This window comes from Paenibacillus sp. MMS18-CY102 (genome assembly GCF_009789195.1).
Lineage (GTDB): Bacteria > Bacillota > Bacilli > Paenibacillales > Paenibacillaceae > Paenibacillus_T.
Genome location: NZ_WSTC01000005.1, coordinates 134,223 through 158,156, shown reverse-complemented (window position 1 = coordinate 158,156; position 23,934 = coordinate 134,223). Strand labels below are relative to the sequence as shown.

Here is a 23,934-nt window from a genome sequence, read left to right as displayed (position 1 = left end):
GATTGAAACGACTGCGAACAGTCGTAACAGTCAAGCAAGGAGGGCATAGCGCCCATGCTTACACATGCACCAAGAGCGCTTTACATCCATATCCCGTTCTGTACGAATAAGTGCCACTACTGTGACTTTAATTCTTTTGTATTAAAAGGGCAGCCGGTAGACGCTTACCTTGATTCACTTGAGAATGAAATGCGCCTTACCGTAGAAGCGCTGTCGCCTGAAGGGATCGACACCGTATTCGTTGGCGGCGGTACGCCGACTGTGCTGACCCCTCCTCAGATGGAGCGGTTTCTTGCGTCGGTCCATCGCCATTTTCCGCTTGCGGCAGATGTAGAATTTACGATGGAAGCTAATCCTGGCACGACTGATCCGGAGAAATTGGCTGCGATGTACGCTGGCGGCGTAAACCGTATCAGCTTCGGCGTGCAGTCGTTCGATAATGACTTGCTCGCTGGCATTGGCCGGATTCACAATATCGATGATGTTTACCGGAGCATCGACAACGCGAAGAAGGCTGGTTTTACGAATTTGTCGATCGACCTCATGTTCGGGTTGCCGAAGCAGACGGTCGAACTGTTGACAGAGAGCGTGGACAAAGCACTGCAGCTAGGCTTGACCCATTATTCGTTGTACAGCTTGAAGGTGGAGGAGAACACGCTGTTCCACAAGCTGTATGAACGGAACGAGCTGCCGCTTCCAACCGAAGATGAAGAGCTTGCGATGTTTATGGTCGTCATGAACAAGCTGAAGGAAGCGGGCTACCGCCATTATGAAATTAGCAATTTTGCGATTCCAGGCCTTGAGAGCCGCCATAACTCGACGTACTGGCGCAATGAGCCTTATTACGGCTTAGGTGCAGGTGCCCACGGTTATGCGCGTGGAGAGCGGCATTTGAACATTAAAGGCGTTCAGCCTTTCATCGATGCGGCGCTTGCGAGGCTTCCACGATTGGAGACGACTCCGATCTCAGAGCCCGAGGCGATGGAAGACTTTATGATGGTCGGCTTGCGGCTGCTTGAAGGTGTTCGCAGTGCGGCATTCGAAGCACAGTTCCCTGGCCGTACGATGGAGGGCGTATTCGGAAGCATACTTGAACGGCTTGTCCGGGAAGGCTTGCTGGAAGCGACGCCGGACCGCGGCTATCGGCTGACTGAGCAAGGCATTCCGCTTGGCAACGAGGTGTTCGGAGCCTTTGTTGGTGTGCTGCCCGCGACGGTGGAATAGCGGATGGCCACCACATTTTCATAAGCTTGCAAGGATTAGATGCACCCGTTTCGCACAATGTGGAGCGGGTGTTTTACTTATAGAACTAATCAATTGAAGCTTTTAAAATTGGCTATTGAGCATTCATTCGTTTTGATGTATATTTATACATATTCTTTTTTAAAAATCGGCGTTGTGAGAGGATTGCACCTTGGCGACGAGTGGAGGGGACGAGCGTAATGATGCAAGCGGTATGTACCTGCAGACCAGCAACAGAAGACGATGTCGAAGTCTTGTTTCATCTAATAAGCGGCTACGCAGAGAAAGGAATTATGCTCCCTCGAAGCAGAGAAGCGCTAAAGCGGCTAATCGGAACCTTCGTCGTAGCTGAGGTTGAAGGCGTCATCGTCGGATGTGGCTCATTGTGCCAGCTTGGCAAGGATCTCGTTGAAATCCGCTCCCTGGGCATCACAGATGGCTACAAGGGATTTGGCATAGGCAGCAAACTCGTCGATAAGCTGATTGAACAAGCGCGCGAGCAGAATTTAACTAAAGTAATGGCACTGACCTATGAGGATCGTTTCTTCGTTAAGAACGGTTTTAATGTAGTTGATAAAGAGATTTTTCCCGAAAAAGTATGGACAGACTGCGTAAATTGCCCGAAGCAAAAAAATTGCGACGAAATAGCTGTGCTTAAAGTACTGAACTGACTTGACAATCGTCAAGTTGGTTTGGTATTTTTGTATTGACGATTAGCACTCAACGACAATGAGTGCTAACGATCGAAGGGGCAGCCGATTAGTCAGCATGAGCAGGAGATCAAGAGGAGGGGTTCGGATGTTAACGGATCGACAACGCATGATATTAAACGCCATAATAGACGATTATATTCGTTCGGCCGAGCCCGTCGGTTCTCGCAGCATTTCTAAGCGGGGAGACGTCGGTTTTAGCCCGGCAACGATTCGTAATGAGATGTCTGACCTTGAGGAACTTGGTTTTCTGGAGCAGCCGCACACGTCGGCGGGGCGTATCCCTTCGATCAAAGGATACCGATATTATGTGGATCATCTCGTCAGGCTTGGCGAGTCGAACGAGAAGGAAGTTACGAATTTCCGTTCGTTTTTCGCCGAACGCATGACAGAGATGGAGCAGGTCACGCAGCAAGCGGCGACCATTCTTGCAAATATGACGAATTATACGTCTATTGCGCTTGGCCCTGAATCGATTAACCATTCACTGAAGCATTTTCAACTCGTTCCACTTAACGCTGAAAGTGCTGTCGCGATTGTCGTGACGAATACGGGCCATGTGGAGAATAGGATGGTCTCTCTTCCGAAAGGCATGAGTATGTCGGATGTAGAGAAGACCGTGCATATCTTGAACGCAAAGCTCGCAGGCGTGCCAATGGTGCGGTTGACTTCCAAGTTGTATACGGAGGTTGGCCAGGAACTGAGCCGTTACGTCGATCATTACGAGAGCGTACTGAACATGCTGGAGCGGGCATTGCCAGCTGGCGAAGAAACCGAACAGCGTGTCTACTTGGGTGGAACGACGAATATGCTCACGCAGCCGGAGTTCAAGGACGTCGATAAAGTGAAGACGTTGCTTGATTTGCTTGATGAGACACCGACATTATCGCGTATGCTTTCTTCAGCGCCCACAGGCATTCAAGTGCGAATTGGCACGGAGAATGAGCATGAAGCGATAAATGAATGCAGTGTAATCACAGCAACCTATGCGATTGATGGGCAATCGCTTGGCACGATTGGCATACTGGGCCCAACTAGGATGGATTATGGCAAAGTGATCGGATTGCTCGAGATTGTTTCCAAGGACATGGCGATGCTGTTGTCCCGATGGTACCGATAACGAAGCAGGTTCGAGCGCGCCACGATCGTGCATATCGCCCAGCTTACAGCGGGCACGTTAAGGAGGTGAGCAAGATGAGTGCGAATGACAATATAACGGAGGATCAATCAACCGTGACGAATGTAGAAGAACAAGAGCAGCAAGCACATAACGAAGAACAGAATGTAGCTGGGAAATCGCAAGAGGAAACGGCGGCACAATCGGCAAGCGAAGCGCGCATCGCCGAGCTCGAGCAGCAGATTGAAGAGCATCAACAACGATACTTACGCGCGCAGGCGGACTTTGATAATTTCCGTCGCCGTACCATAAAGGAAAGAGAAGAGCTCGCTCGGTATGCAACGTCGAAGCTGTTGACGGAGCTGCTGCCGGTCGTAGACAATTTTGAACGTGCCATTAATGCCGCTAAGCAAAATAGCGATTTTGATGCATTGTCCAAAGGCGTTGACATGGTTTCCAGACAGTTCAATCAGGTGCTTGAGCAAGAGGGCCTGTCTCCGATGAACGTCGTAGGCGAGCCGTTTAATCCTGAGTTCCACCAAGCGGTGATGCAGGAGCCTTCTGCAGAGCACGAAGAGGGCACCGTACTGGAAGAACTGCAAAAAGGCTATATGCTGAAAGATAAAGTGCTGCGTCCAGCAATGGTTAAAGTTAGCAGCTAATCTGCTTGCCTATACAGATTAAACAAATAAATTAAGCTTTATATATTGAGGAGGCTATTACGATGAGTAAAGTAATCGGTATTGACCTTGGCACAACAAACTCTTGCGTGGCAGTAATGGAAGGCGGCGAAGCCGTCGTTATCCCGAATCCGGAAGGCAACCGCACGACTCCATCGGTCGTTGGCTTCAAGAAGGACGGAGAGCGTATCGTCGGCGAAACAGCTAAGCGCCAAGCGATCACGAACCCTGACCGTACGATCATGTCGATCAAACGCCACATGGGAACAAGCCACAAAGAAGTAATCGAAGGCAAAGAATACACGGCACAAGAAATTTCGGCGATTATCCTGCAAAAGCTGAAATCCGACGCAGAAGCTTACCTGGGCCAACCGGTAACTCAAGCGGTTATTACGGTTCCAGCTTACTTCAACGACAGCCAGCGCCAAGCAACGAAGGATGCAGGCAAAATCGCAGGCCTTGAAGTGCTGCGTATCGTGAACGAGCCGACAGCAGCAGCGCTTGCATACGGCCTTGAAAAAGTAGAAGACCAAACGATTCTTGTTTATGACCTTGGCGGCGGCACGTTCGACGTATCGATCCTCGAGCTCGGCGACGGCTTCTTCGAAGTAAAAGCAACGAGCGGCGACAACCGTCTCGGCGGCGATGACTTCGACCAAGTTATCATCGATTACCTCGTGAGCGAGTTCCGTAAAGAGCATGGCACGGACCTGTCGAAAGATAAAGCGGCGATCCAACGTTTGAAGGATGCGGCTGAAAAAGCGAAAAAAGAGCTGTCGGGCGTTCTGACGTCCACAATCTCCCTGCCATTCATTACAATGGTTGACGGCGTTCCTCAGCACTTGGAGCTCAGCCTGACGCGCGCGAAATTCGAAGAGCTGTCCGCACAGCTGGTTGAGCGTACACTCGCACCTACGCGCCAAGCGCTTAGCGACTCCGGCTTGTCTGCTTCGGAGATCGATAAAGTGGTACTCGTGGGCGGTTCCACACGTATTCCAGCTGTTCAAGAAGCTGTTAAGAAGCTGATCGGCAAAGAGCCACACAAAGGCGTTAACCCAGACGAAGTAGTTGCACTTGGTGCTGCTGTTCAAGCGGGCGTATTGACTGGCGACGTAAAAGACGTTGTATTGCTCGACGTAACGCCATTGTCGCTCGGTATCGAGACAGCAGGCGGCGTATTCACGAAGATGATCGACCGCAATACGACGATTCCGACGAGCAAATCGCAAGTATACTCGACGTATGCAGACAACCAGCCTAGCGTTGAAATTCACGTCCTGCAAGGCGAGCGCCAAATGGCTGCTGGCAACAAAACGCTTGGCCGCTTCAACCTTAACGACATTCCGCTTGCGCCACGTGGCGTGCCGCAAATCGAAGTTACGTTCGACATCGATGCCAATGGTATCGTAAACGTATCGGCACTGGATAAAGGCACAGGCAAGAGCCAGAAAATTACGATCACTTCGTCGAGCGGCTTGAGCGATGACGAAGTTGAACGCATGATGAAAGACGCTGAGCTTCATGCGGAGGAAGACCAAAAACGCCGCGATCTCGTAGAAGCGAAAAACAACGCTGACCAACTCGTATATCAAGTTGACAAAACGCTCAAAGAACTTGGCGACAAAGTTGACGCAGGCGAAATTGCAAAAGCGGAAGAAGCGAAAGAGAAAGTAACAGCGGCGCTCGCAGGCGAAAACCTCGAAGAAATTACGGCTGCTACAGAAGCGTTGACGGAGATCGTACAACAGCTGTCGGTTAAACTGTATGAGCAAGCTGCTGCAGAAGGCCAAGGCGCACCGCAAGAAGAAGCGGGCGACGCAGGTTCGGCGAGAAAAGATAACGTCGTTGATGCAGATTATGAAGTTGTAGACGACAAAAAATAAGCTTCGACCAGTGATAGGCGGTGATAGGTCAAAGCCAGGCATGACCTGGCTTTGGCCTATCCTTATGTTCATGCGCGCATTCCGCGTGCTGGGCACAACATGGGGGTGAGAGAAATTGGCTGATAAGCGCGATTATTATGAGGTGCTGGGCGTGGACAAAAGCGCATCCGGCGAAGACATTAAGAAGGCGTACCGCAAGATGGCTCGCCAATACCATCCGGACGTCAATAAGGCGGCAGATGCCGAAACGAAGTTCAAGGAAGTCAAGGAAGCATATGACGTTTTGAGCGATGACGGCAAGCGTGATACGTATGACCGGCATGGCCACGTTGACCCTAACCAATTCGGTGGCATGGGCGGCGGTGATTTCGGCGGCGGCTTCGGCGATATTTTCGATATGTTCTTCGGCGGCGGTGGCGGCCGGCGCGATCCGAATGCGCCACAGCGCGGTAACGATTTGCAATATTCGATGACAATCGAATTTAAGGAAGCGGTATTCGGCAAAGAAACCGAAATTACGATTCCTCGCACGGAATCTTGCGATACTTGCCATGGCTCGGGCGCGAAAGCCGGCACGAAGCCTGAGAACTGTACCGTATGCCGCGGCACTGGCCAGCAAGAGGTTGTGCAAAATACGCCGTTTGGCCGGATGGTTAACCGCCGTGCTTGCTCCAATTGCAGCGGTTCGGGCAAAGTGATCAAAGAAAAATGTACGACCTGCCACGGCGCAGGCAAAGTGAAAAAACAACGCCGCATCAACGTGCGCATTCCAGCCGGCGTGGACGACGGCGCTCAAATCCGGTTGACGGGTGAGGGCGAGGGCGGATTGCGCGGCGGTCCATCGGGCGATCTATACATTGTCATTCGCGTGAAGCGCCATGAGTTCTTCGACCGCGAGAACGATGATATTTACTGCGAGGTGCCATTGTCATTCGCGCAAGCGGCGCTTGGCGATGAGATCGAGGTGCCGACGTTATCCGAGAAAGTGAAGCTGAAGATTCCAGCTGGCACGCAGACGGGCACTTATTTCCGTTTGAAAGGCAAAGGGGTGCCGAAGCTTCGCGGACATGGCACAGGCGACCAGCATGTTAAAGTGACGGTTGTAACGCCGACTAAGCTTAGCGACGAGCAGAAGGAATTGCTGCGCCAGCTTGGCGGATTAGCAGGCGGCGCTGCTGCACCAGAACAGGAGCATCACGAATCCATCTTTGAGCGGATGAAGAAAGCGTTCCGGGGCGAATAGCCTGCGGTTTAAAGAGATGTGGGAGAGACGCGTCACAGGCTAATTGCCTGCTGAGGCGTCTTTTTGCTATGAATGATGGATTGGCACATTGGAAATGGTTGGTTGTCACTCTAGCGTATAGTTCAATGACAGGCAGCTTATCCTATAAGCGTTCGCAACGAACCGAACCAACCAATAGGAGGCAACAACACAATGGCTAATCTCAATAAGAACCAACAAAATCAGCAAAACGCTCAGAACGAGTTTGAAAAAGTAAACTTCGGCAATTTGCCGATTGGTGAAAATGAAGATGTGGAGTTTTCGGAGGAGTTCGCTGACGAAGCGGATCATGTAGCGCAGCAGCGTGCAGCAGCAGCGGACCAGAGAGCAAAGCAACAGTGACCAAAGGGCAAGATTCTGCAGCAGCAGGCATTCGCATTCGTGCGGCCTACGCAAAAGAGGCTGGCGCACGGGAAGCTGCTATGAAGCTGCACCTATTGCGGGCACAAGGCATTAGCGAAGGCCACAACGGAACGTTGACGGCTACGGTCGACGCAGATGTCGTAGAGCGTGCATTCTACCTTATTCAGCAAACGGGCGGCGTGCTGGAGCAGGACACCATGCATTAGCATCACGGCTGTGAGTTTCTGAATGAGCAAACAGGCATAAGGCCTATGTTTCCGAAGGCGGTACCCAATCATAGGGGCCGCCTTTTTGCGTCTTGTGGAGCAGAGCGCTTCGGGTATAATAAGAACCACAGTTTGAGCTGGCCATTATGATGAATGGGGAAATTAACAATGAACAACAATGTGTTATGCAAAATCATTATCGTGGATGATGAGATTCTAATAAGGCAAGGAATAAAACATTATCTGAATTGGGAGCAGGAAGGGTTCCAAATCGTCGGTGAAGCGTCGAACGGCAAAGAGGCGCTGGAGCTGGTCGAACAGATGCAGCCGCATATCGTCATTACAGATATTGTGATGCCGGTTATGGATGGGGAAGCGCTGACCCGCACGATTAAGCAGAAGTATCCCGAAATTGAGGTTATCGTGTTAAGCAGCTTCGGCGAATTTCATTATGTTCGCTCTACCTTCCAGAGCGGGGTGGCGGATTATATACTGAAGCCGAAGCTGGATGCGCAGGAGCTGCTTCAGGTACTAAAGCGAACGGCTGCCCAAATCCCTTCGTTGCAGTTGAAGCCGCAGGGCGAGGCAGTAGAGCTTTCTGTTACGTTGTTAATGGAGCGGTTGATTGCAGGGTATGATATCGATTTCGAGCCATCGGCCATTAACAACCTTTTTCCTTACTCGGCATTCGTCTTGCTAGGTGCTGACAGCAAGCATCGGCCCAATGGATCAGATGAGCTTAAGGGGGAGCAATTAGCGGGCATTGTTGATGCTTGGTGGCAGTCTGCGCGGCTGCATTTGCCGTATCATCGAATCGTCACGAACCAGCAGCAGCTCGTTTATGTGCTGAATGGCGAACCTGAGGAGCTAGAGGAAACGAAGCAACTAGCAAGCAAAATGGCGGAGGAGCTAGCACTTGCCCATGCCGTACCGGGATGGGTGTGGAGTGATACGTTTACTTCATTCGCCCAGCTCGGCCAAATATTTCGAGGAAGCTTCACGAAGCTGCTGAACTATCGTTTTTATTTTCCGAACCATCGATTGCTTACGATAGACAAGCTGCCGGAGCCGACAGCCGAAGGGAATAAGTTTGACTTAAGCCAGTTCACGGAGCAGCTGAAGCGCAAGCAGTTTGATCTGGCTTTTCAATATCTTGAAGAACATGTACATAGCATGGCGCTCGATTATACGATGGACGTTTTCGCGTTCAAGTCATTCCTGAGCAATATTATTTTTAATGTGACCGTCTTGCTCGGCAATATGGGGTATGAGGTGAAGGAGCTGGAGGAGCGCAAATATGCTTATTTTAAATCCATCGACGTTGCGCGCCAGGCCGATCATGCAGCGAATCAGCTGTATGCGTTCATGACAGAGGCAGACCAATGCATCGCGGCGCGCCAGCAACCGAGCAATGTCAATATGGGGCTCATATTGGCTTATATTGATGGCCATTATGCAGACCCGATCACATTGACGGAGGTAGCTAAACATTTTCATTTTAACCCATCCTATCTATCGAGCTACTTCGCATCCCATAATGCATATGGTTTCAGCGAATACCTCAATAAGGTACGCGTCGAGAAAGCGGCGGAGCTGTTAAGTGGGGATACGGCATCAATCTCGGAAATAAGCGGAATGGTCGGCTACTCTGACCATAGCTATTTCACGAAAGTGTTTAAAAAATGGACGGGCTTATCGCCGAGCCAATATCGCAGGCAGCAGCCGAACCAGAAGAGGGAATGATCATGAGGCGATTATGGGACCGCATGCAGTACAATGGCTTGTTCGTCAAAATGTTCATCGTCATGGTAGTCAGCTTAATTACGGTCACGCTTCTGACGTCTTGGATTACGATCCGCATGTCGGAGCGGCTGTTCATGGATACGTTCAGCATTACGAATTCGAAGGTTATTAACCAGATCAAAACGAATTTTGAGTCGTTTAACTACGGCATTATTACAGTATCCAACAATGTGCTTCAGAGCGGCTCCGTTAGAGGCTTCCTTACGAAAGAAGATAAGGACACGATTACGACAACGAGAACCTATTACAGCGCAACGCAAAAAATGAAGCAAATTTCGTCCAATTTAGATCCCTACGAAGTCGGAATAACGATTCTGGGCGTCAACGGCAACATGTACACGACCGACAATGCCAAATGGCCGATGAGCGTGAAGCAGCTGAGGGCCCATCCGATTACCGTTAATATGAATGCCGATCCTAAGCGGCTCATGTATCAGTTTAGCAGCGGCACAACGGGCTCCCCGCATCCTGTTATCGTGGCGTCCAAGGCATTGTATGACCGGGTAAATGGCACGCTTTATGGGAATCTATATATCGCAATACGGGAAGCGGCATTTAAGCAGTTTTACTCCAACTTTACAAGCGAAGGCAACGACGTCGTCATTATGAACCAATCCGGCGTTATCGTATCAAGCAATCTGGAGCAGCTAATCGGCGATCAAAATACGGAACTTCTGCATGACGCAACTGAAATTGTCCAGCAACGCCTCTCCTACAAAGATACGAAAGCAATGGGGAAGGATTATGTGCTCCTGTCCGAATATTTGCCGACCTATGATTTTTACATTGTGAATCTGATTGATAAAAATACAGCATTAAGCCATCTCGTCAATACGCGCGCGATCACCCTGATCTGTGCGGCTATTGTGCTGTCGGCGCTTCTTGTCGTCTTCATCATTACGCGAAGGATTACGCGATCGCTGTCGCTCCTCGTCCGCCAGATGTCCAAAGTAACGAAAAAGAACTTTCACAATTACATTACGGTCAATGGCAGTTATGAGGTGAAAGAGCTAGGCCAAGCGTATAACTACATGCTCGACGAGTTGAATGATTACGTAAAACAGCTCATTGAGACGCAGAAGGAGCAGCACAATGCGGAGCTTGCCGCGCTGCAGATGCAAATTAATCCGCATTTTTTGTATAACACGTTAGCGTCGATCAAAATGCTCGTCCAACAAGGCGACAAGGAGAAGGTGTCCGATACGATTAATGCGCTTATTTCGCTGCTGCAAAATACGCTGGGCAACGTCAGCCAGACGATTACCGTTGAGCAGGAGCTCGATAATTTGCGCAATTATGTGCTTATTAATCATATGCGCTACGGCGAAGGCGTGAAGGTGAACTATTTTATCGCCCCGGATTGTTTGAATTACCGGATACCGAAGCTCATTATCCAGCCGTTTATTGAAAATGCTTTTTTCCATGCCTTCCATGAACGGAATGAAGGGTATATTTACGTGCTTGTTTCTGTAGATGCAGGAGTGCTCGTCTGTGAGGTCGTCGATAACGGTGCGGGCATTAGCGGCTTAGCCGGCACAGGGATGCTGCCGAACCCGACCAAAACGAGGCAGCTGTTTTCAGGCATTGGCGTCCGTAACGTGCATGACCGTATCGTGCTGTTGTATGGCGAGCAATATGGCGTAACCATTACAAGCCAGCCAGGCGAAGGGACTCGCGTACGCATCAAGCTGCCGATTTTGAACGATTAATAGCGCAGCCAACAAAAAAAATACTATTTTCTAAAGCGTTTACAATTCGAGTGGACCATCCAACTTAAGGGACAATAATAAGACCAATCAGCGCAAAGATAGTCATAACGGCCAGATTTAGAGCAGTGCTATGATGATCTTGTTAGCCGGCAAACGCTTACATCATCAAGGAACGGCACTCGCACACAGTATCGGATGATAAGAAAAGGGGTTGGACGCGAATGAAAAAAGTACTGGCTATTTTGTTGGCAAGCTCTCTCGTGTTGGCAGCATGCTCCAGCAAATCGGACAACGGTACAGAGGACAGCAACAGCAACGACGGCGGCACGGCATCTAAAGAGACCAAAGAAGTGACAGTATGGGCATGGGATCCTAACTTCAACATCGCGGCACTTAATCTGGCGAAGGAAGCTTACGCAACCAAAAATCCAGATGCGAAAATCAACATCGAAGAAAACGCGCAAGCCGATATCGTACAAAAGCTGAACACGGGGCTTAACTCCGGTACGACAAAAGGATTGCCGAACATCGTTCTAATCGAAGATTATCGCGCACAAAGCTTCTTGCAAGCGTATCCAGACGCGTTCTACGATCTATCGAGCATCATTAATGCATCGGACTTCGCAGATTACAAAATCGGGCCGACGAGCTTCGACGGCAAACAATATGGCGTACCATTCGACTCAGGTGTAACTGGCTTGTATGTCCGTACGGATTACTTGGAGCAAGCAGGCTATAAAGCAGCTGACCTGCAAAATATCGACTGGAACAAGCTGATCGAAATCGGCAAAGCGATCAAAGAAAAAACGGGCAAGGACCTGTTGACGCAAGACCCTAACGACTTGGGCCTCATCCGCATGATGATTCAATCGGCTGGCTCATGGTACACGAAGGAAGACGGAACGACACCTAACCTGGTAGATAATGCAGAGCTGAAAGCAGCAGCAGAAACGTACAAAACGCTGATGGAAGCGAACATTGTTAAAGTAACATCCGACTGGAGCCAATTCGTTGGCGGCTTCAACAGCGGTGACGTTGCAGCGGTTCCAACGGGCAACTGGATTACGGCTTCGGTTAAAGCTGAAGCGGCGCAATCGGGCAAATGGGCGATCGTGCCGTTCCCATCGCTTCCGGGCGCTGCCAAAGCAACGCATGCATCGAATCTTGGCGGCAGCTCGTGGTATGTGCTGAACACGGATGGCAAAGAAGCAGCGGCAGATTTCCTGAAGCAAACCTTTGCTTCCGACGTTGACCTTTACCAGAAGCTGAACCAGCAAATCGGTGCAATCGGCACGCTCAAAGCAGCAGCGACGGGCGAAGCTTGCCAAGCAGCGGACGACTACTTCAATGGGCAAAAAATTGCGACGGACTTCGCGGCTTGGACAGAGCAAATTCCGCGTGTGAACTATGGCATGCACACTTATGCCATTGAGGATCTTCTTGCAGTTGAGATGCAAAGTTACCTGGGCGGCAAAGCGCTGGACAAAGCGTTGGCTGACGCCCAGTCGCAAGCTGAAACGCAAATCAAGTAACAGCACCATACGAAACCGGAACTATAATAAAACCTTGGCCGTTCGGGTAGGATGACCAAGGTTTTATTTTCTCCGCAGAGAAAGGGGTTTGGCTGACGTGAAAGTGGCGAAGCCTGGCATAAGCCTTTACAAAAGTGGCTCGAAAATAAAACTGACCGGCTGGTGGTTCGTAATCATCGCCGTTGTCATGATTGCAGCTTTCTATTTCTATCCGATGATTCAAGCTTTGCTGCTGTCGTTCAAAACAGGCAAAGGCGCGAATTTGCATTATACGGGTCTAGATAATTACCAGCGTTTATTCAGTGACAAAACGTTTTTAACGGCAGTGAAGAATACGTTCATCTACTTAATTATTCAAGTGCCAATTATGATCATTCTGGGCATGTTCATCTCGGTTTTGCTCAATGACCGCAATCTGAAGTTCAAAGGTTTTTTCCGTACAGCCATCTTTCTTCCATGCGTCACTTCGCTAGTAGCTTACTCAATTATTTTCAAATACTTATTCGGCACGGACGGCCTTGTCAATCTCGGATTAACGAAGCTGCATATCATCGCTGAACCGATCAATTGGATTACGGACCCGTTCTGGGCGAAAGTAACGATCATTATCGCAATTACGTGGCGTTGGACGGGGTATAACATGATTTTTTATCTGTCCTCCCTTCAAAATATCGATAACTCTATCTATGAGGCAGCGCGTATCGACGGGGCTTCGGCTTTCCGGCAGTTTTTCACCATTACGATTCCATTGCTGAAGCCAATTATTCTGTTTACATCGATCACATCGACGATCGGCACGCTCCAGTTGTTTGATGAAATCGTAAACATTACAAAAGGCGGCCCTGGCCAATCGACAATGTCGATTTCGCAGTATATCTATAACCTGTCATTCAAGTATTCACCGGACTTCGGCTATGCGGCGACGGTATCGTATTCCATCGTCATCATGATCATCATTTTGTCGTTCGTCCAGTTCAAAGTAGCAGGTGATAAATAATGGCTAATAAACTAAAACGCACCTTTACGTATGGGTTTCTAAGTGTCGCTTCTATTGTCTCAATTTTTCCGTTCTTATGGATGATCGTGAGCGCAACAAACAAGTCGGTTGATGTGACCAAAGGCAAGCTGCTTCCGGGCAGTTTTCTAGGCGAAAACTTTAAGAAGCTGCTCGATAGCATCGATCTATGGCAAGCCATGTGGAATTCGGCCAAAATCTCAATCATTACGACCTTGCTTGCCTTGCTGGTAGGATCGCTGGCTGGCTATGGCTTCGAGATCTATCGCACCAAGGCGAAGGATGCCGTATTTACGGTGCTGCTTATGTCGATGATGATTCCGTTCGCTGCTTTGATGGTTCCGTTGTATCAAATGTTTGCGACGATTTCGCGCAATTTCTCGGCCATTGGCGTCAACACGCTGCCAGCTGTTATTTTGCCTACGTTCACGACGGCTTTCCTAATCTTCTTCTTCCGGCAGAGTGCGAAGATGTTTCCGAAGGACCTGCTTGAAGCTGGCCGAATCGATGGCTTGAGCGAAATTGGCTTGTTCTTCCGCGTCTTTATGCCAACGATGAAAACGACGTACTCCGCAGCTGGCATCATTACATTCATGTCGAGCTGGAACAGCTACCTGTGGCCGCTCATCGTATTGCAGTCACCGGAGAAGAAAACGATTCCGCTGTTGATCTCGAACTTGGGCTCTAGTTACTCGCCAGATTATGGGGTCATCATGATGGCTGTCGTTATATCCACGATTCCGACGGCGCTTGTGTTCTTCTTCATGCAGAAGCATTTTGTTGCTGGGATGACGGGCTCGGTCAAATAATTGTTTATAGGAGAGTATCGATATGAAAGCAAATGAACCAAGCTTGAGCTGGCTTGCTGATCCTAGCGTGTTTGCCGTGAACCGGCTGCCTGCCCATTCCGATCATCGTTACTACACAACGATGCAGGAGGCTGAGTCGTTCGCGCCGATGGCGATGCGGCACTCGTTGAACGGCAGCTGGAAATTCAGCTATGCCGTCCATCCTGCAGGCAGGGCGGAGCGGTTTTACCGATTAGATTATAGCTGCGCAGGCTGGAACACGATTGAAGTGCCAGGCCATATCCAATTGCAAGGTTATGGGAAACCGCAGTATGTGAATACGATGTATCCGTGGGACGGCCATCACGATATCCGTCCTCCTGCGGTTCCAGAAGACGATAACCCTGTGGGCAGCTATGTGAAGACGTTTATGTTGCCGGAAGGGATGCAAGGCAAGCCTGTATATATCTCATTCCAAGGCGTGGAGTCGGCATTTTATGTATGGCTTAACGGTGAGTTTGTTGGTTATAGTGAGGATAGCTTTACGCCTTCGGAGTTTGACCTGAGCCCTTACATTGCAGACGGCGAGAACAAGCTGGCGGTCGAGGTGTATCAACGCAGCACTGGCGCTTGGCTAGAAGACCAGGATTTCTGGCGGTTTTCGGGCATTTTCCGCGACGTTTATTTGTACACGGTTCCCCAAGCACATGTCCGCGACCTGTTCGTGCATGCAGAGCTTGACGATACGTTCGAGCTTGGTTCGCTCCGCGTGGAGCTCAAGCTGGAGGGTGAGGCCGCGGGACGAGTGGCGTTTGAACTGCGAGATGCTGCGGGTTTGACGGTGGCAACTGCGGAAGCGAAGGAGCCGGGCGCAACAGTGGAATTGACGGCTTCGGCTGGCAAAGTCTTGCCTTGGAGTGCAGAGCGGCCGTATCTCTACACGCTCTTCGTTCAAGTTTATAATGAAGCGGGGCAATTGGTGGCCGCCGTACCCCAGAAGGTCGGCTTCCGACGGTTCGAGATGGTTGACAACATCATGTGCTTGAACGGGAAACGAATCGTATTCAAGGGCGTGAATCGCCACGAATTTAATTGCCGTAGAGGGCGGGCGATCACGAAGGAAGACATGCTGTGGGATATCCGTACGATTAAACAGAACAATATGAACGCGGTACGTACTTCGCATTATCCGAACCAAACGCTTTGGTATGAGCTGTGCGATGAGTATGGCATTTATGTGATCGATGAGATGAACCTCGAAACGCATGGCTCTTGGATGAAAATGGGCGTAGTAGAGCCGTCGTGGAGCATCCCAAGCAACAAGCCCGAATGGCAGGACATCGTTATGGACCGCGCGATTTCGATGGTGGAGCGGGACAAAAACCATCCTTCGATCCTGATCTGGTCATGCGGCAATGAATCGTATGCAGGCGAAGTGATTTTGAACGTATCGAATTACTTCCGTGAGACCGATCGGAGCCGCCTCGTTCATTATGAGGGCGTGTTCCATAATCGCGATTATGATGCGACAAGCGATATGGAAAGCCGAATGTATGCGAAGCCAGCCGATATTATTGCTTATTTGGAGCAAAATCCGCAAAAGCCATATATCAGCTGCGAATATATGCATGCAATGGGCAACTCCGTCGGGGGCATGCACAAATATACGGATTTGGAACGGCAATATCCGCTGTACCAAGGCGGCTTTATTTGGGATTATATCGACCAAGTGATCGTGAAGAAAAACCGTTATGGCGTCGAGTTTCTTGCCTATGGCGGCGATTTTGATGACCGTCCGACGGACTACAATTTCTGCACGGATGGCATCGTGTATGCGGACCGCCGCGTTTCGCCGAAAATGCAGGAAGTGAAGTTCCTGTACCAGAACGTAAAGCTCGTGCCGGATGCGAATGGCGTTACGATTACGAATGAGAACCTGTTCATTGGAACGGAAGGCTACGAGCTTGTTTACGCGCTGCATCGGGATGGGGAAGTTGTGTATCGCGGAACGAAGAGTGTCTATGTGCCTGCTGGCTGCGAAGCCTACGTAACCCTTGAGGGTTTCGAAATGGCACAAGAAGCTGGGGAATACGTTTTGCATGTGTCCTTCGTGCTCAATCACGATGAGCAATGGGCGGAGAAAGGGTACGAAATTGCTTTCGGGCAGTATGTCTACTGCATTGAACCTCAACAGGAGCCAGCTTTGGCTGCTGGGACTCTACGCGTCGTGAACGGGGATGTCAACGTTGGCGTGCACGGGACAGACTTCAGCATGATGTTCTCGAAGCAAGCAGGTACACTCATTTCGATTCGTTACGCGGAGCGTGAAATGATCGCTTATCCGCCAGCGCCGCTTTTCTGGCGGGCAATGACGGATAACGATAAAGGCTTCTCGCTTGGATTCGACGCTGCGGAGTGGTTCGCTGCCAGCTTGGCCCGCAAGTGCGTTGGCATGGATGTATCTGAGCAAGCGGGCCAAGTTACGGTCACGTATCGCTATGCGCTAGCGATTAGCAAGGATGTAGCCGTGACGATTCGTTACACCGTGTTGGCTGATGGCAGCATCAAGGTGAATGCACAGTATGATGGGGCGGATGGGTTGCCTGATTTGCCGGCCTTCGCTGTGTCGTTCAAAGTGCCTGCTGACTATCACCATCTTGAATGGTATGCAATGGGTCCGGAAGAAAACTACGTGGACCGCCAGCACGGCGCAAGGCTTGGGGTGTTCCGCAATGACGTGGCAGATAATGTCGCTGCGTACGTTGTTCCGCAAGAGTCAGGCAACCGTACGGGCGTCCGGCGAATCGACCTAACGGACGATGATGCTCGGGGCATTCGGATTACGGCACCAACTGGCAAGCCGGTCGAATGCAACATCTCGCCATACACAGCATTCGAGCTGGAGAGCGCGAACCACCACTACGAGCTGCCAAATGTGCATTACACGGTCGTCACGGTCGCGGGACGCCAAATGGGCGTCGGCGGCGACGACAGCTGGGGCGCTCCCGTGCATGAGGAATATCGGATCAAGGCGAATCAAACGCTGCAGTTCGAGTTTACGATTCATCGCGTGTAAGCAATTGAAAATAAAGTTTGGGCCGCCCAACCAGTCATTTTGGCTGTTGGGCGGCTTTTTCCGTTGTCCGCAGCAGCGCTGCAGAGGCGGGATGATTGTTGCCAAAATTGATGCTTCATGTGCATTCGCACGGTGATCGAGCGATGCCTCGGTTCAACATTTGGATCGTCTCATTGCAGTTTGTACAATGGGAAAAGTGCATTAACATGCAGCAACAGGCTGTCGTTGCAATTTGTGCAATGGCATAACATCAAAAGCGCCGTTTTGAGCCTGATTACATATAAAGTAACCCCACGCATTGTATGAACTACAATGATAACGCACATTTTCGGCCGTGGTGCTCGTGCTGTTGTACAAAATGCAATGACAATATGTTTTCGCTCAAAATGCTTCAAGTTGCACCTGCACCTGCACAAAAGGGAAATTAGCCTATACAGTCGCGCGGCGAATGAACCCATATGCTAACGCAGCTAATAGCACTGTAATCGGCAGTGTATAAAGCGCTAATTCAATCATCGTCATATCGCTGAACCAGTCGAATAAATTCGCCCAATATCCATAGGTGCTGAGAATGAATGAGGCTACTGTGCCGAGTACAATAACCACAATTGCAATGACAAGCATTCCAATCTTGCCAAATCGGCGATAGAAGCCGCCAATGGCAAAACCGAATACGAACTGATTCAATAGGAGCAGCAACGGGATCAAGAAACGATTGATGATATTGCCGTCGCTCCAATAAGGCAGATCAAAGAAATGCAGGTTAACGCCCCAATTATTCGTCCACTGGCTCTCTGCGATTGAAAATAGGAACAACAGCAGCGCAGTGAAAGCAAACGCGATGACGGCAGAGGTGAGGGTTCCCCAGTAATAGTCCCTACGCCGTACGCTGAGGCCAAGCGCGAAGGGGAAGGTTTGAACGAATGCAAGAATGCCGATGACGAATGTGTAGATGAAGATAGATGCAATTCCGCCCGTGTACGTTCCTTCGACTGCGGGATTAAACGCGCCAACGATCAGATTAACGCCGAAGCTCGACATGAGAATAATCCACGGAATGTAAAACCATTGCTGTTTGTTACGGCTGTGCATGCGAATAATCGCTTCTGTCCGATTCATGAGCGGTTCGCCCCCTTCAGGTTGTTCGCTTGTTGGCGAGTGCAATATACGATCAGTTGTTGAAGCGAGATTGGCGCAACAGCGAGGCCGAGCGATTCCGCCTCATCCTGTCCGGTATGACCATAGTGTTCATCGTCTAGAATTGACAGCTGCACTAAGCCGCCAAGCGCCTGCCGATCAATGACCGTACGGCCGGATGCGAACACGTCAACGACTGCAGATGGTCCAGAAACGCTGTAGGCGCGGCCGCGAAGGGAATCGGCATCTTCATTTAACAGCAGCTTGCCGCCATCGATCAGCAGCACATGCTCAAGCAGCATGCTGACTTCGTCGATTAAGTGCGTCGAGAGCACGACCGTGCGCGGATGCTCGGCGTAATCTGCAAGCAGTTGATCATAGAACAGCTGGCGAGCTACGGCGTCCAGTCCCAAATAAGGCTCGTCGAATATCGTGAGCGGCGCCCGGCTAGCTAATCCGATAATAATGCCGACAGCAGACAGCATGCCGCGCGACAGCTTTTTCATGTTCCGTTTGTAAGGCAGGTTGAATGCTTCAACGAGCGATGCTGCGAATGCTTCATCCCAATTGGGATAAATCGAAGCTGCGGTCCGCAGAACATCCCTAACGTTGAAAAGATCCGGATATTTCTGGCTCTCTTTAATGAAGCAAACGCGGCTTAGCACGTTGTGATTTTCAAATGGATGCTCCCCGAACAGGCGAAGTTCGCCAGCTGTTGCGAATTGCTGGGCAGTGAGAATATGCATAATGGTCGTCTTGCCTGCACCGTTTCGTCCTAGCAAGCCGTATATTTTGTTCGCTTCCAAGTCGAAGCTAACGTTATCGAGCGCTGTTACCTCGCCGTAGCTTTTGCGTAACCCCTTCACGTGAACAACGTTATTCATCGATTATCCGCCCCTTTTCGAATGAGCTCTTCCAGTTGCTCTGCCGTAATGCCCAGCCGCTGCGCCTCGCGCAGCATCGTGACGACATACTGCTCATAGAACTGCGTTTTCCGTTTGTTGACTGCGATGTTTCTCGCACCGGTCGCGACGAACATGCCGATTCCCCTTTTCTTATACAAAATGCCTTCATCAACGAGCAAATTTACGCCTTTGGCCGCCGTGGCGGGGTTAATGCGGTAGAACGCCGCGATTTGCGTTGTCGAAGGGGCTTGCGACTCCTCGACAATTGTGCCTTCAATAATGTCATCTTCAATTCGTTCAGCGATCTGCATAAAAATTGGACGGCTGTCATCCATATTCGGACCCATCGACATGTGCTCACCACCGTGTTGGTTAATTACTCATGTAACTAACTATATAGCCGACGGACTTAATCGTCAATAGGCTCCTGCTGAATTGGCCATATCGGGTGGAACGCTTCGTTAGACGCGGCAGGAAGATTTTATGCCTCTGATTGTGCTACAATAAACGTTATGAGCTTGGTTAAAGGCAATGAGGGGGATATTACAATGAAATATCATGAACTGACGATCGCAACACGCGAAGAAGTGGTCGAGGCGATTTCGGATTATTTACATGAGGCAGGGGCAGGTGGAGTCGCGATTGAGGAATCTGGCTCATTGAACCGGAAGCGGGACACCTCGTTCGGGCAATGGTACGAGCACGCCCTGAATGATATCGCTGAAGGCGATTGCATCATTCAAGGCTATTTTGCGGAAGAGACGGACATGGAGCCGCTGGTGGAAGCGATCAAGCCGTTTATCGAGCAACTGCGCGAGTATGATCTGGATCCCGGCGACTTCACCGTTTCCCATCAGCTCGTGGATGAAGACTCTTGGGCAGAAGCGTGGAAGCAGTATTTTAAACCGATTCGCGTTTCTGAGCGGTTAACGATTAAGCCGACATGGGAAGAATATGAAGCAAGCGAAGGCGAAAATATTATTGAGCTGGATCCTGGCATGGCGTTCGGTACAGGCACGCACCCAACGACTGCGCTGTGCTTGCGTACGCTAGAGTCAGTCATCGATGGCGGGGAAGAGGTAATCGATGTCGGTACGGGCTCAGGCATTCTAGCAATTGGCGCAATTAAACTAGGTGCCCGTGCAGTGCTAGCGGTAGATTTGGATCCAGTTGCAGTGTCCAGTGCGAAAGAAAACGCGCACCTGAACGGCTTGTCGGAGCAAATCGACGTTCGTTTGAGCGACCTGCTTGGCGTATTGAAAGGCGAGACCAAGGATGAAAGCGGTGCAGAAGCAGGTCCGCTGAATGTGACGGTTCCAGTGGATGTAGTTGTAGCTAACATTCTCGCGGAGATTATTCTCATGTTCTTGGATGATGTGTATCAAGCGCTGAAGCCGGGCGGTTATTATATTGCATCAGGCATTTGGAAAAACAAAGAAGAGGTTGTAGAACAGGGCTTGCTGCAAGCAGGCTTCGAAATTGTGGATCGCCGGCGGGAGGAAGATTGGATCGCCTTCGTCGCAGCCAAACCGAAAGCAGGTGAATAAGCAGAGATGCAAAATTTCGTGTGGTTTCCGCTCGAAGATTTTCCGTTTATCATTTTGACGCTTATCATTGCATTCACGGTACACGAATTTGCACATGCTTATACAGCATATAAATTCGGGGATATGACCGCATATAACGAAGGGCGCGTAACGCTTAATCCGCGCGTCCACCTTGATTTTCTTGGCACGCTGCTGATCATTATCGCTGGCTTCGGATGGGCGAAGCCGGTACCGGTGAATCCGAACCGGTTTAAGCATCCGAAAGTGATGAGCATTATCGTGACGGCCGCAGGGCCGGTGAGCAATTTAGTGATCGCTGCAGTTGGCATTGTATTCGTCTATGGATTGAATGAAACGGGATTATTGCATGCAGGCTCCGAGGGCGTATATTCGGCACTTGTCCATTTCTTCTTTTATTTAATTACCATGAATCTCCTGCTGTTTATTTTCAATCTGATCCCGCTGCCCCCGTTGGATGGCTACCGCATTATTACGAACCTGGTACCTTATCAGCTGCGCTATAAGATGGAACAGAATGTGCAATGGGGAATGTTCATTTTCCTGCTGCTCGTATTTATTCCGCCGCTGCGTGCTGTTACGCTCGATCCGATCTTGAGTTTCCAAGGGGATATCTTTTGGTATATTGTTTCCGTATGCGATCGCGTATTCACGAAGGAATTGGACTGGAACCAGATCATCATAGATTTTAGGCGATAAATCATGATAAGATGAGGGTTGAATTTTCGTAAAGAGTAGGTATGAGCGATGCAGAGATATTTTGTGCCGGCTAGCCAATTCGATGAGACGACCGTTACGCTGCTGGGCGACGATGCCCATCATGCGGCGCGCGTCATGCGAATGCGCAGCGGCGATTCATTCATAGTAAGCGATGGCGCCGGACGCGAGGCAATCGCGAAGGCGACATCCATCGCTACCGATTGCATTGAAGCGGATATTGTTGAGAAGCTGGCAGGAGATCGAGAGCCTGCTTGGCAGATCACAATTGCGCAAAGCTTGCCTAAAGGCGACAAGATGGAATTGATTATTCAAAAGGGAACAGAAATTGGTGCGTATTCATTCGTGCCGTTCGAATCCGAGCGAATGATCGTCCAGTATGACGCAAAGAAGGAAGCTAAGCGATTGGAGCGCTGGCAAAAAATTGCTAAAGAAGCGGCAGAACAAGCGCATCGCAGTCGAATCCCTGCCATCGCGAAGCCCGCAAGCTGGAAGCAGCTTGTTGGCAGCATTGGGGAGTACGACTTGGTGCTCTTTTGCTATGAGGAAGAAGGGCGCTCCGGCTCGGGCCCTGGCCTGCGTGATGCGGTTCGTCCTATCGCAGCCCGGCCTGATGCTCACGTGCTTGTTATTGTGGGGCCAGAGGGCGGTTTCACAGACAGCGAAGCGGCAGATGCTAGAAGTGCAGGCGCTGTAGTTGTCGGGCTTGGCAAACGCATATTGCGTACGGAAACAGCTGGCTTGGTCGCTTTGGCTGCGCTGCTGTACGAATCCGGAGAAATGGGAGGAAATTAAACGATGCCATCAGTCGCATTTTACACCTTGGGCTGCAAAGTTAATTTTTACGATACGGAAGCGATGTGGCAGCTGTTCAAGAACGACGGCTACGAGCAAGTCGATTTTGAAGAACGGACGGCTGACGTATATATCATAAACACGTGTACGGTAACGAATACTGGCGATAAGAAGAGCCGCCAAATCATCCGCCGTGCAATACGCCGGAATCCAGATGCCGTAGTCGCGGTAACGGGCTGCTACGCGCAAACCTCGCCTGCTGAAATTATGGAGATTCCAGGAGTCGATCTCGTTATTGGCACACAGGACCGTGACAAGCTTCTCGGTTACGTCAGCCAGATTCAACAGGATCGCCAGCCAGTGAATGCCGTACGAAACATAATGAAAACACGTGAGTTCGAGGAACTAGATGTGCCTGACTTTGCGGAACGGACGCGTGCTTTCCTCAAAATACAAGAAGGCTGCAACAACTTCTGCACCTTCTGCATTATCCCTTGGTCACGCGGGCTGTCGCGCAGCCGCGATCCGAAGAGCGTTATTGCGCAAGCTGAGCAGTTAGTTGAAGCGGGCTACAAAGAAATCGTCCTGACAGGTATTCATACCGGCGGATACGGCGATGATTTGGAGAACTACCGTTTGTCTGACCTGCTGTGGGATTTGGATAAAGTCGAAGGCTTGGAGCGCATTCGGATCAGTTCGATCGAAGCAAGCCAAATTGACGAGAAAATGATCGATGTTCTTAATCGCTCGACCAAAATGTGCCGCCATCTGCACATTCCGCTTCAAGCGGGCGAGGATGCCGTGCTCAAACGGATGCGCCGCAAGTACACGACAGCTGAGTTTGCTGAGAAAGTGAAGATGCTGCACCGCGCAATGCCTGGCGTAGCCATTACGACAGACGTGATCGTCGGCTTCCCTGGCGAAACGGATGAGATGTTCGAAGAAGGGTATCGGTTCATGCAGGAAATCGGCTTCTCGGAAATGCATGTGTTCCCTTATTCCAAGCGAACAGGTACTCCTGCCGCGCGGATGGAGGACCAAGTGGACGAGGAAGTGAAAAATGAGCGCGTGCACAAGCTGATCGATCTCTCTGAGAAAATGCAGCTTGATTACGCGAAGCCATGGGTAGGCGAAGTGGTTGACGTCATCCCTGAACGCGATTATAAAGGGGCGCCAGGCACAGGGCTTGTCATGGGATATTCCGGCAACTATTTGCAGGTTGTATTTGATGGTTCCGAAGCGCTCATTGGCCAGCTATGCCGGGTCAAAATTACGGAAGCAGGCGTGAACGAATGCCGCGGGCAGCTTGTACGTGTTCTTGAATCGGATACAGCTGCGGCACGCCATGGGCTCGCGGGCAATGCTGCGCCAGCCGAAGCTGTAGCTAAGGCACAATAATACAATTGCAC

At 50.4% G+C, this 23,934-nt stretch carries 21 protein-coding genes; 18 read left to right on the top strand and 3 right to left on the bottom strand.

Features of this window, described 5'->3' with window-relative positions; translation table 11 throughout:
* The first annotated feature begins 54 nt into the window (after positions 1–54).
* The 14 genes from hemW to GON22_RS05395 all read left to right on the top strand — a co-directional run bounded on the left by hemW (position 55) and on the right by GON22_RS05395 (position 17,406).
* Positions 55–1,224, top strand: a complete 1,170-nt coding sequence (gene hemW / locus GON22_RS05460; RefSeq protein ID WP_160395088.1) for a radical SAM family heme chaperone HemW — start codon at positions 55–57, stop codon at positions 1,222–1,224.
* Between the two features lie 221 nt (positions 1,225–1,445).
* Positions 1,446–1,913, top strand: a complete 468-nt coding sequence (locus GON22_RS05455) for an N-acetyltransferase (RefSeq protein ID WP_160395144.1) — start codon at positions 1,446–1,448, stop codon at positions 1,911–1,913.
* Between the two features lie 127 nt (positions 1,914–2,040).
* Positions 2,041–3,072, top strand: coding sequence for a heat-inducible transcriptional repressor HrcA (hrcA, locus tag GON22_RS05450; RefSeq protein WP_160395087.1), 1,032 nt, complete (start codon positions 2,041–2,043; stop codon positions 3,070–3,072).
* A gap of 74 nt (positions 3,073–3,146) precedes the next feature.
* Positions 3,147–3,731: a nucleotide exchange factor GrpE gene (gene grpE, locus GON22_RS05445; protein ID WP_160395086.1), complete on the top strand. Its 585-nt coding sequence runs from the start codon at positions 3,147–3,149 to the stop codon at positions 3,729–3,731.
* A gap of 62 nt (positions 3,732–3,793) precedes the next feature.
* The gene (gene dnaK, locus GON22_RS05440) at positions 3,794–5,632 is read left to right on the top strand and encodes a molecular chaperone DnaK (RefSeq protein ID WP_160395085.1); all 1,839 of its coding nucleotides are present in this window, start codon (positions 3,794–3,796) and stop codon (positions 5,630–5,632) included.
* A gap of 115 nt (positions 5,633–5,747) precedes the next feature.
* Positions 5,748–6,875, top strand: coding sequence for a molecular chaperone DnaJ (gene dnaJ, locus GON22_RS05435; RefSeq protein WP_160395084.1), 1,128 nt, complete (start codon positions 5,748–5,750; stop codon positions 6,873–6,875).
* Between the two features lie 192 nt (positions 6,876–7,067).
* A complete protein-coding gene (locus tag GON22_RS05430; protein WP_160395083.1) occupies positions 7,068–7,256 on the top strand; it encodes a YfhD family protein in 189 nt (62 codons plus the stop codon).
* Entirely contained in the window at positions 7,253–7,483 is a 231-nt protein-coding gene (locus GON22_RS05425; protein WP_160395082.1) for a hypothetical protein, read from the top strand. Before GON22_RS05430 ends, GON22_RS05425 begins: the two co-directional genes overlap by 4 nt.
* Positions 7,484–7,651: 168 nt before the next feature.
* On the top strand, positions 7,652–9,226 hold the full coding sequence (locus GON22_RS05420) for a response regulator transcription factor (protein WP_237179030.1): 1,575 nt from the start codon (positions 7,652–7,654) through the stop codon (positions 9,224–9,226).
* A gap of 2 nt (positions 9,227–9,228) precedes the next feature.
* On the top strand, positions 9,229–10,995 hold the full coding sequence (locus GON22_RS05415; RefSeq protein ID WP_160395080.1) for a cache domain-containing sensor histidine kinase: 1,767 nt from the start codon (positions 9,229–9,231) through the stop codon (positions 10,993–10,995).
* A 221-nt stretch (positions 10,996–11,216) separates the two neighbouring features.
* Positions 11,217–12,527, top strand: a complete 1,311-nt coding sequence (locus GON22_RS05410) for an ABC transporter substrate-binding protein (RefSeq protein WP_160395079.1) — start codon at positions 11,217–11,219, stop codon at positions 12,525–12,527.
* A 97-nt stretch (positions 12,528–12,624) separates the two neighbouring features.
* Entirely contained in the window at positions 12,625–13,524 is a 900-nt protein-coding gene (locus tag GON22_RS05405; RefSeq protein ID WP_336604266.1) for a carbohydrate ABC transporter permease, read from the top strand.
* The gene (locus GON22_RS05400; RefSeq protein ID WP_160395078.1) at positions 13,524–14,351 is read left to right on the top strand and encodes a carbohydrate ABC transporter permease; all 828 of its coding nucleotides are present in this window, start codon (positions 13,524–13,526) and stop codon (positions 14,349–14,351) included. The genes GON22_RS05405 and GON22_RS05400 overlap by 1 nt, the downstream gene beginning before the upstream one ends.
* A 22-nt stretch (positions 14,352–14,373) precedes the next feature.
* Positions 14,374–17,406 (top strand): glycoside hydrolase family 2 TIM barrel-domain containing protein, encoded by a 3,033-nt coding sequence (locus GON22_RS05395; RefSeq protein ID WP_160395077.1) that lies wholly within the window; start codon positions 14,374–14,376, stop codon positions 17,404–17,406.
* A 429-nt stretch (positions 17,407–17,835) separates the two neighbouring features.
* On the opposite strand, the gene GON22_RS05390 is transcribed toward GON22_RS05395, so the two are convergent.
* From GON22_RS05390 to GON22_RS05380, 3 genes are read right to left on the bottom strand one after another with little or no spacing between them, the layout of a single operon-like run.
* Positions 17,836–18,525 carry a hypothetical protein gene (locus tag GON22_RS05390; RefSeq protein WP_160395076.1) on the bottom strand — a complete coding sequence of 230 codons (690 nt, stop codon included), beginning with the start codon at positions 18,523–18,525 and terminating at the stop codon, positions 17,836–17,838.
* A complete protein-coding gene (locus tag GON22_RS05385; protein ID WP_160395075.1) occupies positions 18,522–19,427 on the bottom strand; it encodes an ABC transporter ATP-binding protein in 906 nt (301 codons plus the stop codon). Before GON22_RS05385 ends, GON22_RS05390 begins: the two co-directional genes overlap by 4 nt.
* Positions 19,424–19,795, bottom strand: coding sequence for a GntR family transcriptional regulator (locus GON22_RS05380; RefSeq protein WP_160395142.1), 372 nt, complete (start codon positions 19,793–19,795; stop codon positions 19,424–19,426). Before GON22_RS05380 ends, GON22_RS05385 begins: the two co-directional genes overlap by 4 nt.
* Positions 19,796–19,996: 201 nt before the next feature.
* Between GON22_RS05380 and prmA the strand changes: the two genes are divergently transcribed.
* From prmA to mtaB, 4 genes are read left to right on the top strand one after another with little or no spacing between them, the layout of a single operon-like run.
* Positions 19,997–20,995 carry a 50S ribosomal protein L11 methyltransferase gene (prmA, locus tag GON22_RS05375; protein ID WP_160395074.1) on the top strand — a complete coding sequence of 333 codons (999 nt, stop codon included), beginning with the start codon at positions 19,997–19,999 and terminating at the stop codon, positions 20,993–20,995.
* 6 nt (positions 20,996–21,001) lie between these two features.
* On the top strand, positions 21,002–21,712 hold the full coding sequence (locus GON22_RS05370; RefSeq protein WP_160395073.1) for a site-2 protease family protein: 711 nt from the start codon (positions 21,002–21,004) through the stop codon (positions 21,710–21,712).
* Positions 21,713–21,760: 48 nt separating this feature from the next.
* A complete protein-coding gene (locus GON22_RS05365) occupies positions 21,761–22,525 on the top strand; it encodes a 16S rRNA (uracil(1498)-N(3))-methyltransferase (RefSeq protein ID WP_160395072.1) in 765 nt (254 codons plus the stop codon).
* A gap of 3 nt (positions 22,526–22,528) precedes the next feature.
* Positions 22,529–23,923, top strand: coding sequence for a tRNA (N(6)-L-threonylcarbamoyladenosine(37)-C(2))-methylthiotransferase MtaB (gene mtaB, locus GON22_RS05360; protein ID WP_160395071.1), 1,395 nt, complete (start codon positions 22,529–22,531; stop codon positions 23,921–23,923).
* The last annotated feature ends 11 nt before the right edge of the window (positions 23,924–23,934 follow it).

Coding starts and splice junctions, on each gene's coding strand:
- hemW (WP_160395088.1), top strand. CDS start 55: ATGCTTACACATGCACCAAGAGCGCTTTACATCCATATCCCGTTCTGT.
- hrcA (WP_160395087.1), top strand. CDS start 2,041: ATGTTAACGGATCGACAACGCATGATATTAAACGCCATAATAGACGAT.
- GON22_RS05400 (WP_160395078.1), top strand. CDS start 13,524: ATGGCTAATAAACTAAAACGCACCTTTACGTATGGGTTTCTAAGTGTC.
- GON22_RS05370 (WP_160395073.1), top strand. CDS start 21,002: ATGCAAAATTTCGTGTGGTTTCCGCTCGAAGATTTTCCGTTTATCATT.
- GON22_RS05385 (WP_160395075.1), bottom strand. CDS start 19,427: ATGAATAACGTTGTTCACGTGAAGGGGTTACGCAAAAGCTACGGCGAG.
- prmA (WP_160395074.1), top strand. CDS start 19,997: ATGAAATATCATGAACTGACGATCGCAACACGCGAAGAAGTGGTCGAG.
- GON22_RS05365 (WP_160395072.1), top strand. CDS start 21,761: ATGCAGAGATATTTTGTGCCGGCTAGCCAATTCGATGAGACGACCGTT.
- GON22_RS05410 (WP_160395079.1), top strand. CDS start 11,217: ATGAAAAAAGTACTGGCTATTTTGTTGGCAAGCTCTCTCGTGTTGGCA.
- GON22_RS05380 (WP_160395142.1), bottom strand. CDS start 19,795: ATGGGTCCGAATATGGATGACAGCCGTCCAATTTTTATGCAGATCGCT.
- GON22_RS05420 (WP_237179030.1), top strand. CDS start 7,652: ATGAACAACAATGTGTTATGCAAAATCATTATCGTGGATGATGAGATT.
- GON22_RS05430 (WP_160395083.1), top strand. CDS start 7,068: ATGGCTAATCTCAATAAGAACCAACAAAATCAGCAAAACGCTCAGAAC.
- GON22_RS05395 (WP_160395077.1), top strand. CDS start 14,374: ATGAAAGCAAATGAACCAAGCTTGAGCTGGCTTGCTGATCCTAGCGTG.
- grpE (WP_160395086.1), top strand. CDS start 3,147: ATGAGTGCGAATGACAATATAACGGAGGATCAATCAACCGTGACGAAT.
- dnaK (WP_160395085.1), top strand. CDS start 3,794: ATGAGTAAAGTAATCGGTATTGACCTTGGCACAACAAACTCTTGCGTG.
- GON22_RS05415 (WP_160395080.1), top strand. CDS start 9,229: ATGAGGCGATTATGGGACCGCATGCAGTACAATGGCTTGTTCGTCAAA.
- GON22_RS05455 (WP_160395144.1), top strand. CDS start 1,446: ATGCAAGCGGTATGTACCTGCAGACCAGCAACAGAAGACGATGTCGAA.
- GON22_RS05390 (WP_160395076.1), bottom strand. CDS start 18,525: ATGAATCGGACAGAAGCGATTATTCGCATGCACAGCCGTAACAAACAG.
- mtaB (WP_160395071.1), top strand. CDS start 22,529: ATGCCATCAGTCGCATTTTACACCTTGGGCTGCAAAGTTAATTTTTAC.